The 14,431-nt window shown below is 70.1% G+C and carries 14 protein-coding genes; 5 read left to right on the top strand and 9 right to left on the bottom strand.

The features are described 5' to 3' along the window. Positions 1–52: 52 nt before the first annotated feature. Genes gatB through NR798_RS11185 form a run of 4 tightly spaced genes read right to left on the bottom strand, consistent with a single transcriptional unit; the run spans position 53 to position 3,614 of the window. Positions 53–1,492: an Asp-tRNA(Asn)/Glu-tRNA(Gln) amidotransferase subunit GatB gene (gene gatB / locus NR798_RS11200; RefSeq protein ID WP_375771452.1), complete on the bottom strand. Its 1,440-nt coding sequence runs from the start codon at positions 1,490–1,492 to the stop codon at positions 53–55. 20 nt (positions 1,493–1,512) lie between these two features. Further along, the gene (gene gatA / locus NR798_RS11195; protein ID WP_375771451.1) at positions 1,513–2,973 is read right to left on the bottom strand and encodes an Asp-tRNA(Asn)/Glu-tRNA(Gln) amidotransferase subunit GatA; all 1,461 of its coding nucleotides are present in this window, start codon (positions 2,971–2,973) and stop codon (positions 1,513–1,515) included. Positions 2,974–2,977: 4 nt separating this feature from the next. After that, complete coding sequence (gene gatC, locus NR798_RS11190) at positions 2,978–3,265, bottom strand: Asp-tRNA(Asn)/Glu-tRNA(Gln) amidotransferase subunit GatC (RefSeq protein WP_375771450.1); 288 nt, start codon at positions 3,263–3,265, stop codon at positions 2,978–2,980. Between the two features lie 19 nt (positions 3,266–3,284). After that, positions 3,285–3,614, bottom strand: a complete 330-nt coding sequence (locus tag NR798_RS11185; RefSeq protein WP_375771449.1) for a zf-TFIIB domain-containing protein — start codon at positions 3,612–3,614, stop codon at positions 3,285–3,287. Between the two features lie 184 nt (positions 3,615–3,798). On the opposite strand from NR798_RS11185, the gene NR798_RS11180 reads away from it, so the two are divergent. Continuing rightward, positions 3,799–6,936 carry a DNA translocase FtsK 4TM domain-containing protein gene (locus tag NR798_RS11180; RefSeq protein WP_375771448.1) on the top strand — a complete coding sequence of 1,046 codons (3,138 nt, stop codon included), beginning with the start codon at positions 3,799–3,801 and terminating at the stop codon, positions 6,934–6,936. Between the two features lie 161 nt (positions 6,937–7,097). Here NR798_RS11180 and NR798_RS11175 read toward each other — a convergent pair whose 3' ends face one another. Beyond that, positions 7,098–7,952, bottom strand: coding sequence for a hypothetical protein (locus NR798_RS11175; RefSeq protein WP_375771447.1), 855 nt, complete (start codon positions 7,950–7,952; stop codon positions 7,098–7,100). A 60-nt stretch (positions 7,953–8,012) separates the two neighbouring features. Between NR798_RS11175 and NR798_RS11170 the strand changes: the two genes are divergently transcribed. Then, positions 8,013–8,312, top strand: coding sequence for an antibiotic biosynthesis monooxygenase family protein (locus NR798_RS11170; RefSeq protein ID WP_375771446.1), 300 nt, complete (start codon positions 8,013–8,015; stop codon positions 8,310–8,312). 24 nt (positions 8,313–8,336) lie between these two features. Further along, on the top strand, positions 8,337–9,575 hold the full coding sequence (locus NR798_RS11165; RefSeq protein ID WP_375771445.1) for a class I SAM-dependent RNA methyltransferase: 1,239 nt from the start codon (positions 8,337–8,339) through the stop codon (positions 9,573–9,575). Here NR798_RS11165 and plsY read toward each other — a convergent pair. Together plsY and NR798_RS11155 are read right to left on the bottom strand one after the other, a co-directional pair. Then, on the bottom strand, positions 9,492–10,073 hold the full coding sequence (gene plsY / locus NR798_RS11160; protein WP_375771444.1) for a glycerol-3-phosphate 1-O-acyltransferase PlsY: 582 nt from the start codon (positions 10,071–10,073) through the stop codon (positions 9,492–9,494). The genes NR798_RS11165 and plsY overlap by 84 nt on opposite strands. Before the next feature lie 9 nt (positions 10,074–10,082). After that, a complete protein-coding gene (locus tag NR798_RS11155; RefSeq protein ID WP_375771443.1) occupies positions 10,083–10,514 on the bottom strand; it encodes a DUF2752 domain-containing protein in 432 nt (143 codons plus the stop codon). Between the two features lie 66 nt (positions 10,515–10,580). Here NR798_RS11155 and NR798_RS11150 point away from each other — a divergent pair, with 66 nt between their 5' ends. Both NR798_RS11150 and NR798_RS11145 read left to right on the top strand, forming a co-directional pair. Continuing rightward, positions 10,581–11,108 carry a DUF4920 domain-containing protein gene (locus tag NR798_RS11150; protein WP_375771442.1) on the top strand — a complete coding sequence of 176 codons (528 nt, stop codon included), beginning with the start codon at positions 10,581–10,583 and terminating at the stop codon, positions 11,106–11,108. A gap of 3 nt (positions 11,109–11,111) precedes the next feature. After that, complete coding sequence (locus NR798_RS11145) at positions 11,112–11,708, top strand: hypothetical protein (protein ID WP_375771441.1); 597 nt, start codon at positions 11,112–11,114, stop codon at positions 11,706–11,708. A 166-nt stretch (positions 11,709–11,874) separates the two neighbouring features. Here the strand turns inward: NR798_RS11145 and NR798_RS11140 are convergent, their stop codons facing one another. Next, entirely contained in the window at positions 11,875–12,792 is a 918-nt protein-coding gene (locus NR798_RS11140; RefSeq protein ID WP_375771440.1) for a hypothetical protein, read from the bottom strand. Between the two features lie 92 nt (positions 12,793–12,884). Further along, positions 12,885–14,420, bottom strand: a complete 1,536-nt coding sequence (locus NR798_RS11135) for a radical SAM protein (protein ID WP_375771439.1) — start codon at positions 14,418–14,420, stop codon at positions 12,885–12,887. Positions 14,421–14,431 lie beyond the last annotated feature (11 nt).

The following is a 14,431-nucleotide window of genomic DNA, read 5'->3' as shown; positions in this document are numbered from 1 at the left end:
ACGGCGGGCTCCGATGAGGGGCCCGCCGTGGCATCCCGAGCGGCCGGAAGGGCTACTCGCCGATCTTCTTCTTGAGCAGCTCGTTGACGAGGGCCGGGTTGCCCTTGCCCTTCATCGCCCGCATCACCTGGCCCACGAAGAAGCCGAAGATGTGCTTCTTGCCGGCCTTGTACTTCTCCACCTCACCGGCGTTCTTCGCCAGCACCTCGTCCACCACCGCCTCGATGGCGCCCGTGTCGCTCACCTGCGCCAGGCCCTTCTCCGCGATGATGGCCTCGGGCTCCTTCCCCGTGCGGAACATCTCCCCGAACACGTCCTTGCCCGCGTTCGCCGAGATGGTCCCCTTCTCCACCGCCGCCAGCAGCTGGGCGAAGTGCACCGTGGAGAAGCGCAGCGTGGTGACGCTCCCGCCCTCCTCCTTCAGCAGCCGCAGCAGCTCTCCGAGGAACCAGTTCGACAGCCGCTTGTACTCCTTGAAGTGCTGCGCCACCGCCTCGAAGTAGTCCGCCAGCGGGCGCTCCGCGCACAGAATCTTCGCGTCGTACGCCGGCAGCCCGTACTGGCTCGTGAAGCGCGACACCTTCGCCCGCGGCAGCTCCGGCAGGGACTTCGCCACGTCGTCGATCTGCGCGTCCGTCAGGTGCAGCGGCGGCAGGTCCGGCTCCGGGAAGTAGCGGTAGTCGTGCGCCTCCTCCTTCGAGCGCATCGAGCGCGTCACGCCCTTGTTCGGATCGTACAGCCGCGTCTCCTGATCCACCTTCCCACCCGACTCGAGGACATCCACCTGCCGGGCGATCTCGTACTCGGTGGCCTGCTTGATGAACCGGAACGAGTTGATGTTCTTCAGCTCCACCCGCTGGCCGTACGCCGTGCTGCCCTTGCGCATCACCGACACGTTGACGTCACAGCGCAGCGAGCCCTCCTCCATGTTCCCGTCGTTCACCCCGAGGTACACCAGCACGTCCCTCAGGGACCGGAGGTACTCCACCGCCTCGTCCGCGCTGCGCAGGTCCGGCTCGCTGACGATCTCCAGCAGCGGCACGCCCGCGCGGTTCAGGTCCACCAGGCTCTCGGCCGCCGAGGCGTCGTGCACGCTCTTACCCGCGTCCTCCTCCATGTGGATGCGGCGCACGCGGATGACCTTCTCGCCCTCGGGCGTGTCGATGGTCAGCTGCCCCCACTCGCAGATGGGCTGGTCGAACTGGGTAATCTGATAGCCCTTGGGCAGGTCCGGATAGAAGTAGTTCTTCCGGCTCCACACGCTCGTCTTCTTGATGGTGCAGCCGAGCGCCAGTCCCGTGCGGATGGCGAACTCCACCACCCGCGCGTTGAGCACTGGCAGCACCCCGGGCAGGCCCAGGCACACCGGGCAGGTGTTGTGGTTGGGCGCCGCGCCGAAGCTGGTGGAGCAGCCGCAGAAGATCTTCGTGTGCGTCAGCTGTTGGGCGTGGACCTCGAGCCCGATGACCGGCTGGAAATCGCTCAGGGGCATGGCGTCTCCGGAAGTCCTCTCTAGATGGGGGCCGGGCGGCGCACGTAGTCGTGCTCGCGCTCGAAGGCCCGGGCGATTCTCAGCAACTTCGCCTCGTCGAACGGGCGGCCCATGAGCTGCAATCCGATGGGCAGTCCCGCCTTGGTGAAGCCGCACGGCAGCGACAGGCCAGGCAGTCCCGCCAGGTTGCACGGCAGCGTGCACACGTCCATGAGGTACATGGACAGGGGATCATTCACCTTCTCGCCCAGCTTGAAGGCGGGCACCGGCGAGGTGGGCGTCACCAGCGCGTCCACCTGCGTGAAGGCCTTGGCGAAGTCGTCGCGGATGAGCGTCCGCACCTTCTGGGCCTTCAGGTAGTAGGCGTCGTAGTAGCCCGCGCTCAGCGCGTAGGTGCCCAGCATGATGCGGCGCTTCACCTCGGGGCCGAAGCCCTGGTCGCGCGTCAGGCCGTACATGTCCTTGAGGCCCTTGGCATCGCGCGCCCGCAGGCCGTAGCGCACGCCGTCGTAGCGGGCCAGGTTGCTCGACGCCTCCGCCGGGGCCAGCAGGTAGTAGGTGGCCAGCGCGTACTTCGTGTGCGGCAGGGACACGTCCACCAGCGTGGCGCCCAGCCGCTCGTAGGCCTTGAGGGCCTCGCGCACCGACGCCTCCACCTCGGGGTCCATGCCCTCGACGAAGTACTCGCGCGGCACGCCCAGCTTCAGCCCCGCCACCCCGTGCTCCAGGTCCGCCAGGTAGTCCGGCACGTCCGCCGGCGCCGAGGTGGAGTCCCGCGGATCATGCCGCGCCAGCACCTGCAGCAGCGCCGCCACGTCCCCCACCGTGCGAGCCATGGGGCCCGGCGCGTCCAGCGAGGAGGCGTAGGCGATGACGCCGTAGCGCGACACGCGCCCGTAGGTGGGCTTGAGGCCCACGGTGTTGGTGAGCGCCGCCGGCTGGCGGATGGAGCCGCCCGTGTCCGTGCCCAACGTGCCGAACACCTCGCGCGCCGCCAGCGCCGCCGCCGAGCCTCCCGAGGAGCCTCCCGGCGTGCGCGTCAGGTCCCACGGGTTGTGGCAGGGGCCATAGGCGCTCGACTCGTTGGAGGAGCCCATCGCGAACTCGTCCTGGTTGAGCTTGCCCAGGATGGGCGTCCCCGCCTCCTTCAACAGCCGCACCGTCGTGGCGTCGTACGGGGGGACGAAGCCCTCGAGGACGCGCGAGGCACACGTCGTCTCCACGCCCTCGGTGAGGAAGATGTCCTTGACGGCCACCGGCACGCCATCCAGCGGGCCCAGGGGGTTGCCCTTCTTGCGCCGGGCATCACTGGCCTCGGCTGCCGCCAGCGCGCCGTGCTCGTCCAGCCGCAGGAAGGCCTTCACCTTCCCGTCCACCTGGGCAATGCGCGCCAGACACGCCCGGGTGGCCTCCACGGAGGTGGTTTCCCCCGAGGCCAGCTTCGCCGCCAGCTCCAGCAGGGTGAGGTCGGTCAGCGGCATGGCGTCACTCCAGGATTTTCGGGACGGCGAAGCTCGTGCCCACCTTGGCCGGCGCGTTGGCCAGCGACTTCTCCGGTGGCAGCGAGGGCCGCATCACGTCCTCGCGCAGCAGCGAGGACGCGAGCGTGGCGTGCGAGGTCGGCTCCACTCCACTCACGTCGAGCTCCTGGAGCTGCACCACCGCGTCCAGGATGGCGGAGAGCTGCGTGGCGTAGCGCTCCTCCTCCTCGGACGAGAGCGACAGCCGGGCCAGGGTGGCCACATGCCGGACCTGCTCGACGGTGAGCTTCATGGAGCGAACCTCCAGCGGGCTACTTGTTCTTGAAGAGGTTGAGGACGGCGCCCATCCACTTGCCGCTGTTCTCGTGCGCCATGTTCTTCTGGAGCCGCTCCAGCTCGCCGGCGTCCAGGAAGATGCCGTGGCAGTTGAAGCAGGTCTCCATGTCCACGTCGCCGTGCTTGACCGTCTGCAGGTCCATGCCGCACTTGGGGCACTTCATGTAATGCAGCTTCTTGAGGTCCTCGCGCGCCTGGGCGGCCATCGACTGGGACTGTTGGATGGCCAGCTTGCGCTTCTTTTCGATCTCCTCGCGCGCGAAGTACTCCTCTTCGGTCGACGACGGCTTGTCCTGGGTGGCCATGATGTAGGTCTCCTTGGTTCCGCTACGCGGCGAAAGCAACATACATGCTCCGTTCCCGGCCGGTGCCTCAAAGTGGTAGCGGCGTGTACCTCTGGACGGCCCGCCGGAAAATTGACCGGACCCCCTCCCTCCCTACACTCCGCCCACGGCTGCTACAGCCCGCTACGGGGAGTGTGAGGAAGTCATGGCGGAACGGAAGGCCAGAGCGGAGAAGACGGTCCTTTCGCGGCAGGAGATCGCCACGCGCCGCAAGGCACTGGCGGAGAAGAAGGCGCAGAAGGGAGTCGCCGAGGCAGGTCCCGGACAACGGGCACTGCTGGGCCTCTTTCTGATGGCCGTCTCCATCCTGTCGTTGGTGTCGGTGGCGACCTTCAGCGCGAAGGACCGCAAGGGGCCCGGCTTCGAGAACGCGGTGGGGCCCATGGGCCACCTCATCGCCGAGGGCCTGCGGGGCATGCTCGGGATGTGGGCCTATCTGCTCCCGCTGTGCGGCGTCTATGCGGCCATGGTCGTCTTCGTGGGCAACCGGGAGCGGCGCCGCTGGCCGCAGCTGGTGGCGCTGGTGCTGCTCACCCTGAGCGGCGCGGTGCTGGCCCAGCTCTTCCTCGGCAACCAGCCCGGCCAGGCCCACCCGCCCGGAGGCTTCGTCGGCGCCACGCTCGGCGGCATCCTGGTGGGGCTGTTCTCCACCGTCGGCACCATCATCCTGGTGACCACGGTGTGCGCCGCCGCGCTCATCGTCGGCACCCAGTACACCTTCCTCAAGCTGTGCTCGCTGGCCTGGGCCGGGGCGTGCGTGGTGGGCCGGCGCGTGCAGGAGAACGCCCTGCTCTTCTGGGAGCAGCAGAAGGAGGCGTACAAGGAGCGCCAGGAGCGCGCCGCCCAGGAGAAGGAGGAGGAGGACGCCTTCCTCTCGCAGCTCGAGGAGGAGGAGGCCGAGCTGGAGGAGGCCGAGCGGCTGGCGCTGGAGGCGGAGGAGGCCGAGCAGGAGGCCATGGCCGAGGAGGCCGTGCGTCTGGCCCGCCAGGAGGAGAAGGATCGCGCCGCCGCCGCGAAGCAGGCCGCCAAGGACGCGCGAGAGACAGCGAAGCAGACCGCCCGCGAGGCCCGGGAGAAGCGGCCCGAGCTTCCCGCTGGCCAGCAGCCCGTCATCGTGACGCCTCCGTCCGCGCCCGCGCGCCCGGCGCAGGGAGCGGACCCGGTGTGGGCCTCCTTCCTGTCGCCCTCGCCCGCCGCCAACGCGGTGCCCACCGTGCCCGCCGCGCCTCCGGCCGACGCCGCGAAGGGCAAGCGCGGCAAGGCGCCAAACATCGTCACCGGCCCCGAGACGCCCGCCGACGCGCAGGCCTCCGAGCCCCTGGAGGCCGCTGCGCCCATGTCCGCGGCGCCCGCGCTGGCGGCCCAGGCTCCGGCCTCGCCCTCGGCCATCGTGCCGGCTCCGCCCTCGGCACTGGCGCGCACGCCGCTCATCGTGGAGCCCAAGGCGCCGCCCAAGCCCACCGCCGTCGCCGTCAAGAAGAAGGACCAGGAGCAGTTCAAGTTCGTCGGTGGCCGCACCAGCTTCTCGCTGCCCCCGCTGGACGTGCTGGAGATCGAGAAGAAGGAGCGCTCGGCGCTCGACAAGGACGCCTTCCTCACCACGGCGGAGAAGCTGCGCGCCAAGCTGGCCGACTTCGGCATCTCCGGCGAGGTGGTGGAGATCCGCCCCGGCCCCGTCGTCACCATGTACGAGTTCCTCCCGGGGCCCGGCATCAAGGTGAGCAAGATCGCCGCGCTCCAGGACGACCTGGCCATGGCCATGGAGGCCATGCGGGTGCGCATCGTGGCGCCCATCCCCGGCAAGGGCGTGGTGGGCATCGAGGTGCCCAACCGCGACCGCGAGACGGTGTACCTGAAGGAAATTGCCGAGCAGGACGTGTTCCAGAAGGCCGGCAGCCGGCTCACCATGTGCGTGGGCAAGGACATCGAGGGCATGCCGTACGTCTTCGACCTGGCCAAGGCGCCCCACCTGCTCATCGCAGGCACCACCGGCTCGGGTAAGTCCGTGGCGGTGAACTCGATGATCATGAGCATCCTCCTGAAGTCCACGCCGGAGGAGGTCCGCTTCATCATGGTGGACCCGAAGATGCTCGAGCTCTCGGTGTACGAGGGCATTCCGCACCTGCTGTTGCCGGTGGTGACGGACCCGAAGAAGGCGGCGCTCGCGCTGCGCTGGGCCGTGGAGGAGATGGAGCGGCGCTACCAGATGCTGTCCGAGGCGGGCGTGCGCAACATCGCCGGCTTCAACAAGTTCGTGGAGACGCAGGACGCGGAGAAGTCCAACGCGAAGCCCGCCGAGGAGTCCGCGAAGAAGGCCGCGCCGAAGAAGCCCAAGAAGGTGGTCGTGGTGGACGTGGCCACTCCCGAGGACGCCGTCATCGAGGAGTCGCATTCGGCCAGCGCGAGCACGGGTCCCGGGGTCGCCGCGCCCAGGGACGACATGGAGGATCTGCGCGAGGCCCTGCCCGAGCCCGAGGAGGCTCCGGAGAGCGCCCAGGCCGCGAACGAGGACGAGGACGACGACGGGATGTCCGACGCCGTGGATGCCGCGCTCGAGGCCGCCGGGGAGTCGGAGTCGTCGCGGGAGGAGAAGCGGGAGTGGAAGAAGCTGCCCTACATCGTAGTCATCATCGATGAGCTGGCGGACCTGATGATGGTGGCCAGCCGCGAGGTGGAGACGTACGTGGCGCGCCTGGCGCAGATGGCTCGCGCGGCCGGCATCCACCTGATGGTGGCCACGCAGCGCCCGTCGACGGACGTCGTCACGGGCATCATCAAGGCCAACTTCCCCACGCGCATCAGCTTCATGCTGCGTTCGAAGCCGGACTCGATGACGATTCTGGGCACGGTGGGCGCCGAGGCCCTGCTGGGCATGGGCGACATGCTCATCATGCCGCCCACGAGCGCGCACCTGCAGCGTGTGCACGGCGCGTTCGTCTCGGAGAACGAGATCAAGAAGGCGGTGGATCACCTCAAGGCGCAGGGCAAGCCGGTCTACGACGAGTCCATCCTCAAGCCGCGCGACGAGGAGGGCGAGGGCGGTGGTGGCGAGGAGGACGAGCTGTCGGACGAGCTGTACGATCAGGCGCTGGCGACGGTGAGCGAGATGAGGGCGGTGTCGATCTCGATGCTCCAGCGCAAGATGCGCATCGGCTACAACCGTGCGGCGCGCATGATCGAGCGGATGGAGCGCGACGGAGTGGTGGGCGCGGCGGACGGAGCGAAGCCGCGCGAGGTGCTCATCCGCGGAGTGGGAGACATGCCCGGAGCCGGGGCCGCCTGACCCCGGGAGGTCCACTGCCCCCAACCTCCCTCCAATATCCCCTCTCCCTTCGGGAGAGGGACGGGGTGAGGGTATCGAGGCCCCGGGTTGAACCCGTGTAAACCCCCTCTCCCTCTGGGAGAGGGCGGGGGTGAGGGTCAACCGAGGGCCACCGTGAGCCGCTACCCCGTGCGGCGCACGCTGCGAGCCGCCGACCGCATGCGAGGCAGCATCGACTCCTGGGCGACGGCGCTGGCCCGGCCCTGGACGAGCACGAAGCCGTCGGTGCCCGCGAGCAGCAACTGGTAGATGAAGAGCGCCCGGCCCGTATCACGCTGCGTGCCATGAGCCACCAGCTCATACCCGCGCATTCCACTCACGAGCACGGGCCCACCGGACTCGAGCTCCACCTCATCAACGCCGGGCATGCGCCGCAGAGACACCTCGGACAGCTCGCGCGGAGAGAGCGAGTCCGAGGCACCGGGCAACGGGGTGACGATGAGGTAGGGCGCTTCGCTGCCGGGGCCGGGAACCCGGCCGGACTCGGTGAAGAGCACGCCGTGCTGGATGCGCTGGGCGGGTTGGAAGCCGGAGGGCGAGTCGAGCAGGAAGGGCGGAAGCTCAGGCTGCTCCGCCTCGGGCTCCCAACGGGCGGCCATCACCAGGGTGCGCAGCCGCGAGGACAGCTCCGATGCCCGCTCGGCACGGCAGCTCGCCACCACCATGACCGAGCCGCGCGCGTCTCCGAGGACGGCCATCCACTTGTCGAAGAGGATGCCCCGCTGCTCCTGCTCGACATGCAGGAGCGTCCCCTCGTGCACTCCCGCGCGCAGCGGCTCACGGGAGAGCAGCCGGATGCCCTGGGGCGCCAGCTGCTCGGCGGTGAGCCCCCGGGCGAGCGCCGGGTACGGGTCGGGCAGCTCCGTCACCGCGATGACGGCGCCGCTGTGCGGGTCCCCCAGCCCGGGAAACTGGGAGGTCTCGACGAACCCGTCCGGCCTGGGCAGCCAGACATGCGTGCCGTGCACGCGGGTCATCGGAGGGAGGACATGGAGGCTCATAGGCGCGAGGAGTATAGGAAGGAGACGAATCCCGCCATGACCGGTGTCCCCACGATGATCGTCACCATCAATCGTTTCCGGGCCTCCCCCGAGGAGGCCGAGCGCCTGGAGGCCTCCTTCCGGGAGCGCTCGCGCCGGGTGGACCAGTACGAGGGCTTCCTCGGGCTGGAGGTGCTGCGCTCCTTCGAGCCGGAGCCCGAGTTCCTGCTGGTGACGCGCTGGAGGGACCGCGAGTGCCTCAAGGCGTACTTCCAGTCGGAGGACTTCAAGGCGACCAAGGCGGCCAGCGCCCGGCAGGATGCCACCTTCAGCATGTACGAGGTGGTAGCGGAGTGAGCAGCTTGATAAGGCGAGCGCCCTATGGCTGAACGTCTCGCCCTCTTCGCCACCACCGCCCGCGGTACCGAGGACCTCCTGGCCGAGGAGCTGAAGGAGTTCGGAGCGCGCCGCATCCGGCAGGACCGGGGCGGGGTGCGCTTCATGGCCTCGCTCGACGAGGCGCTCAAGGTGTGCCTCTGGTCGCGCATCGCGATGCGCGTGCTCTACCCGCTGGGCGAGTTCGAGGCCCATGGCGCCGAGGGCCTGTACGAGGCGGTGGCCAGTGTCCCGTGGGAGGAGCACCTCACGCCGGACACCACCTTCGCGGTGGAGGCCACGCTCAAGGACAGTGAGCACAGCCACACGGGCTTCGTGGCGCTGAAGGTGAAGGACGCGGTGGTGGACCGGATGCGCGACAAGCAGGGCGCGCGGCCGGACGTGGACCCCAGGAATCCGGACGTGCGCGTGGTTGCCCACCTGGTGCGCGAGCGGCTGTCGCTCTCGCTGGACCTGTGTGGCGAGCCCCTGCACCGCCGGGGCTACCGGGTGCGCCCGACACCGGCGCCGCTGAAGGAGACGCTGGCGGCGGCCCTGCTGCGCGCGGCGGGCTACACGGGCGAGGAGGCGCTGGTGGACCCGATGTGTGGCTCGGGCACCATCCTCATCGAGGGCGGCCTCATCGCCCGGCGGCGCGCGCCCGGCATCGCCCGGGACTTCGCGGTGGAGAAGTGGCCGCACCTGGGCGCGCGGGCCCGGGAGCTGCTCGAGGACCTGCGCGCGGATGCCCGCCGCAACGAGCGCAAGGTGGCCGTCCCGATTCTCGGCTTCGACAAGGACCCCGAGGCGCTGGAGGCGGCGCGGCGCAACGTGAAGGCGGCGAAGCTGGCCGAGGAGATCCTCCTCGAGGAGGGGGACGCGACGAAGCTGCCTCCCCTGCCCGCCTCGGGCGGCCTGCTGCTCACCAATCCGCCCTATGGAGACCGGCTGGGCTCGGGCGGACAGAAGGGCATGAAGAGCTTCTACTTCAAGCTGGGCGACAGCCTGCGGGCGCAGGCGGGCTGGCGCGTCTGGGTGCTCTCGGGCAACCCGGCCTTCGAGAGCGCCTTCCATTCGCGGCCCCGGAGCCGCCGCGATTTGTGGAACGGCCCCATCGCCTGCACGCTGCTGGGCTATTCGGCGCGCGGGGGCGAGCTGAAGTCAGAAGCGCCGCTCGGTATGCCGCAGGAGCCGCTGGATGTTGCTCCGGTGCGTCCAGAGGATGAGGGCGAAGAGCAGGGCTGAGAGCCACGCGTACTCGGGGGCGCGGGCGGTGAGGGAGGCGACGGCGACGGCGGTGACGCCCCCGGCCAGCGAGCCGATGGAGCTGACGCGCCAGGCGGCCACGAGCCCGGCGTAGACGAGCGCCCCGGCGAGCGCCCCCAGCGGCACGAGCACGGTGAGCACCCCGAGCGCGGTGGCCACGCCCTTGCCGCCGTGGAGCTTGAGCCAGACGGGGTAGACGTGGCCGAGGAAGGCGGAGAGCCCCACGGCCGCGTGCATGCGAGGCGCCTCGGGCATGAGCCAGAGGGCCAGGGCCACGGCGAGGGCACCCTTGAGCGCATCCAGCAGCAGCACCACGGCGCCGAGCTTCTTGCCGGCCACGCGGGTGACATTGGTGGCGCCGATGTTGCCGCTGCCGCTCTGACGGACGTCCACGCCGCGCAGCCAGCGGGTGAGGAGCACGCCGAAGGGCACGGAGCCCGCCAGGTAGCCGAGCAGCAGGAGGGCGGCGGCGTGCACGGGAGCGTCCTAGGTGAGCAGGTGGGGGAACTTCGCCTTCACCACTACCCAGGCGTAGTTGAGGAGGACGACGGTGGCGGTGGCGATGCGGGCCCAATGCCACTCGGTGGGAGACAGGTGGAGCTCGGGGATGGGCATGGCGAAGACGAGGTGCAGCACCATGACCACCACCATGAGGGCGAAGAAGAGGGCGGCCACCGTGCCGAGCGGGTTGGCGTCCCAGGCCCCGGCGAAGTTGAAGTGGGCCACCCGGTCGGCCACCCGCGTCAGCCCGCAGCCGAGGCACGGCCAGCCCGTCGTCTCTCGCAGGGCACAGCCCCAGAAGGGGACGAGCCGGGCCACGGGGATGTAGCGGGCGATGAGCAATCCGACGAGGCCCACGAGACCGAGCACGTCGGCGGGGCCGAAGGTGCGGTTGGGCTTGGGGAGGGTGACCTTCACGTCCGGTAGTGTAACCGGGATGGCGGGCGCCTTGCCCGGACAAAGGCTTCGGGCTATCGGTGAGGGATGAAGACCTTCCGCTCCGCCCTGCTGACGCTGTTGGCCCTTCCCCTCGTCGCGCTCGCCGAGGCCCCCGCCTCGAAGCCGGCCGTTCAAGAGGACTGCCCCCACCCGCCGCCGCCGGCCGAGGCGAAGCCCACCGCGGGCTGGACGCTGACGCGCGGCGAGGCCCTGAAGGGGGCTCCGGCGGTGAAGCTCTCCGAGCTGCTGGCGAAGCCGCAGGCGCACGAGGGCAAGACGGTGCGCGTGGAGGGCCAGGTGCGCAAGGCGTGCGAGAAGAAGGGCTGCTGGATGGAGCTCGCCGAGGGCGCGAAGGGCGCCGGGGTGCGGGTGACGTTCAAGGACTACGGCTTCTTCGTGCCGCTGGACGCGGCGGGCTCGTCGGCGCGGGTGGAGGGCGTGGTGAAGGTGACGGAGCTGAGCGAGTCCATGGCGAAGCACTACGAGGCCGAGGGAGCCCAGGTGCCGCGCGGCACGGACGGCAAGCCGCGCGAGGTGCAGCTGGTGGCCACGGGCGTCGAGCTGCGCCGCTGAGCGATGGCACGCGGCTTCAGCATGAGGGGCGTGATGGGCGCGGCCGATCGGGCCGTGCAGTACGCCCGGAACTGGTTGCTGGCGACCGAGCCCGGCTCGCGCGTCCATGACGTGCAGGACGACCCGCGCTTCCAGCACCGGGGGGTGGACCTGCTCTGGGAGCTGCCCTCGGGAGAGGTGCGCGGCATCGAGGTGAAGGGAGACCGGCAGCCGCGCCGCCGGCGCTACTTCTTCGAGCTGGTGTCCAACCTGGAGCGGGACACGCCGGGGTGCTTCCTCTACAGCGGCGCGGACCTGATGGTGTACGTCTTCCTGGCGCAGGGAGAGCTGCACGTGCTGCCGCTGAAGGCGGTGCGCGAGTGGTTCCTGCCGAGGGCGAAGTCGTACGAGCTGCGGCACACCTTCACGCAGACGGGGGCCATCCGCTACACGACGGTGGGCGCGGTGGTACCAGTGAAGGACGTGCAGGAGGCGGTGCCGGAGGTGAAGTACATCCCCCTGCCCCGCCGGGGACAGACGGCCGAGGACATCCAGGCCACGCAGGCCGCCGGAGAAGTCCAGGAGGCCCAGCCGCCGCCCGAGGAAGACGTCCCCTACTGAGCCCCTCTCCCCTCGCGCATCTCCCCTCTCCCCTCGGGAGAGGGACGGGGTGAGGGTATCGGGACACGCGGGTTGAACCCGTGGCCCCACGTGGGGACCACGGGGAGGGAACACCGTGACGGGAACCCTCACCCTGACCCTCTCCCGGAGGGAGAGGGGTATTGACTCAGTGCTGGTGCTGGTGGCGGCGGTGGCCGGGGTGGGCCTCGTCGTGGGCCTTCTCGATGCGGGCGCGGTCCTTCTCGAGGGCCACGAGCGCGGTGCGATCGCCGAGCTGCTTGTTGGCGTGCTCCAGGCGGGCAACGAGATCCAGCGCGAGGTGCCAGTCCTGGGTGCGCTCGGCCTCCTCGAGGAGGGGGCGGCCCACGGTGGCGACCTTGTCGTTGGCCTTGAGGTGCAGCAGGCCGTCCACGGCGAGCACGCGGGAAATGGGCGTGCGCGAGCTGTCCATGGCCGCCTTCTGCAGGTCCTCGAGCGCCGCGTCCCGCTCACCGTGCGAGGCGCGGATGATGGGCTTGGAGATGCCGCGGCGATCCGGCAGGAGGAACTCCTCCAGGTCGGCGAAGGCCTCGGAGTGCTCGCGGTGGCCGGCCTTGGCGAGCATCTCGGCCAGGTCGTCGAAGGCGCGGGCGGCGCGCTCGTCGAACACGCGCAGGGCCTCCTGCATGAAGCCGGTGTCGGGCTCGCCCTTGTCGTTGACGGGCACGCGCTTGCGCACCTCGTTCATCCGCTCGAAGGAGGAGGCCACGGGGGCCTGCTGCACGCCCTGCAGCAGCTGCCCGAGGGCGCCCATCAGCTGGGCGAGGCTCTCGGAGAGCTCATACGGGGCGAGCCGGCCGGACAGCCAGCGCTTCCACAGCTCCCCGGCGGCGGCATACGGGAAGGGAGCGAACTGGCCGGTGCCCTTCCACTTCGGCATCCAGCTCTCGGCGATCCCCGCCGGGTACTGCTTCTCGGAGAGCTGGCGGAAGTCCGCCTCGCTCACCGTCACACCGTAGTGCCCGAGCGTCCCGACAATGGCCTCCGTCGAGTAGTCCTTCAGCCCCTTGCGCTGCCACCCCTTGTCCACGCGATCCGTGCTCACTGCGGCAGAAAGCCTCCTGGCGCCTGGAAGCGGCGCGTGCGGCCTTCTAGCAGAGAGCGGGCGGGCCTGGGCAAGGTCTGGCCGGGCCAGTGTCAGACGTAGGGCGGAGCGACGTTCTCCACGGTGGGCCACTCGGTGGGCCGGCGCCGTCCGTCCTCCACCCGGCGGGCGACGAAGGGCTGGCAGTCGCGCTCCTGGAAGGCGCGCTTGAAGGCCGCGAAGCTCCCCCCGGCCTTCCAGGCATCCATGGCGGCCAGGCCCGCCTCGGGGCCGCACTGGGCCAGCATGTACTCCACCCAGGCCCAGCGGGCCGAGGTGGGCCGCACCTCGGCGCGTCCCTTGAGGCCCTTGCGCAGCCGCTCCAGCCGGCCTTCCACCTCGCGGATGCCGGCGAAGGGGGCTCCGTCCAGGGGCGTGTTGCGCTTGGCCACGAAGGGCGCCACGCCCAGCGCCACCGGGAGGATCTTCGACAGCTCCGTGGTGAAGCGGGCCAGCTCGTCCACGTCCGCGTCCTCTTCCAGCGGCAGGCCGACGACGTTGTACACCTTGAGTTGCCGCATACCCGCCGTCTTGGCGAAGTTCGCCGCGCGGATGATCTGCTCCTCCGAGTGCTTACGGTCCACCAGGTCCCGCATGCGCTGCGAGGCCCCATCCGCGGCCACGGTGAGGTTGGTGGCGCCTCCGCGCCGCAGTTGATCCACCAGCTCCTGGGTGAGCCGGTCCGCGCGCAGCGAGGACACGCCCACCTCCCGGCCCGAGTCCACCAGGGTGCGCAGCAGCTCGACGATGCGGGGGTGGTCCGTCACGGCGGCGCCTACCAGGCCCACGCGCTTCGCATGCTCGGGGATGAGCGACAGCACGCGCTCGGGCGGCACGGTGCGCATGCCGCCGTTGGTGGTGCGCCGCATGACGCAGTAGTGGCACCCGCGCGAGCAGCCGCGCTCGGGCTCGATGAGGAACATCGAGCGCAGCTCCGTGTGCGGGGTGATGATGGCCGAGCGCGCCGGCAGCCGGGAGTCCGTGGCCTTGGCGACGTGGTAGCGCTTCCCTCCCCGCCCGGCCACCCGGAAGCCGGGGACGCCCGCGAGGTGCGTCAGCAGGGCGTCCTTTTCCATGGACGCCGCCGCATCCATGAGGACGTGGATGAGATCATCCGCCTCGCCCTGGACGATCACATCCACGAAGGGCTCGAGCGGATCCGGATTGGAGAAGGTGAGCGGCCCGCCGGCCACCACGAGGGGGTGGCGCTCGTCCCGCTCCTCCTTGAGGAGGGGAAGGCCGGACAGCTCCAGCATGGAGAACAGGCCGGTCATCTCCAGTTCGTAGGCCACGGAGAAGGCCAGCATGTGGAAGCTGGAGACGGGCGCCTGCGACTCGAAGGAGAAGAGGGGCGTGCGCGTGCGGCGGTACGCCTCCACGTCATCGGGCAGGAAGGCGCGCTCGGCGGTGGCCCCCGGGTGGGTGTGAATCTCCCGGTACATGGCCTGGTAGCCGAGCGAGCTCATGCCCACGTGGTAGGGGCTCGGATAGCAGAGGGCCACCCGGTAGGGCGCCTCCTTGCGAAGCGTGCCCTGCTCGTCCGCCAGCAAGCCGTGGACGCGTTCAATGAGTGAGTAACGACCCTCCATGCACCTTCCCG

The organism is Archangium gephyra (assembly GCF_042230915.1).
Taxonomy (GTDB): domain Bacteria; phylum Myxococcota; class Myxococcia; order Myxococcales; family Myxococcaceae; genus Archangium; species Archangium gephyra_B.
The sequence above is the reverse complement of the archived record's forward strand: the minus strand, read 5'-3'. Positions and strand labels throughout refer to the sequence as shown.

Coding starts and splice junctions, on each gene's coding strand:
- gatB (WP_375771452.1), bottom strand. CDS start 1,492: ATGCCCCTGAGCGATTTCCAGCCGGTCATCGGGCTCGAGGTCCACGCC.
- gatA (WP_375771451.1), bottom strand. CDS start 2,973: ATGCCGCTGACCGACCTCACCCTGCTGGAGCTGGCGGCGAAGCTGGCC.
- gatC (WP_375771450.1), bottom strand. CDS start 3,265: ATGAAGCTCACCGTCGAGCAGGTCCGGCATGTGGCCACCCTGGCCCGG.
- NR798_RS11185 (WP_375771449.1), bottom strand. CDS start 3,614: ATGGCCACCCAGGACAAGCCGTCGTCGACCGAAGAGGAGTACTTCGCG.
- NR798_RS11180 (WP_375771448.1), top strand. CDS start 3,799: ATGGCGGAACGGAAGGCCAGAGCGGAGAAGACGGTCCTTTCGCGGCAG.
- NR798_RS11175 (WP_375771447.1), bottom strand. CDS start 7,952: ATGACCCGCGTGCACGGCACGCATGTCTGGCTGCCCAGGCCGGACGGG.
- NR798_RS11170 (WP_375771446.1), top strand. CDS start 8,013: ATGACCGGTGTCCCCACGATGATCGTCACCATCAATCGTTTCCGGGCC.
- NR798_RS11165 (WP_375771445.1), top strand. CDS start 8,337: ATGGCTGAACGTCTCGCCCTCTTCGCCACCACCGCCCGCGGTACCGAG.
- NR798_RS11150 (WP_375771442.1), top strand. CDS start 10,581: ATGAAGACCTTCCGCTCCGCCCTGCTGACGCTGTTGGCCCTTCCCCTC.
- NR798_RS11145 (WP_375771441.1), top strand. CDS start 11,112: ATGGCACGCGGCTTCAGCATGAGGGGCGTGATGGGCGCGGCCGATCGG.
- NR798_RS11135 (WP_375771439.1), bottom strand. CDS start 14,420: ATGGAGGGTCGTTACTCACTCATTGAACGCGTCCACGGCTTGCTGGCG.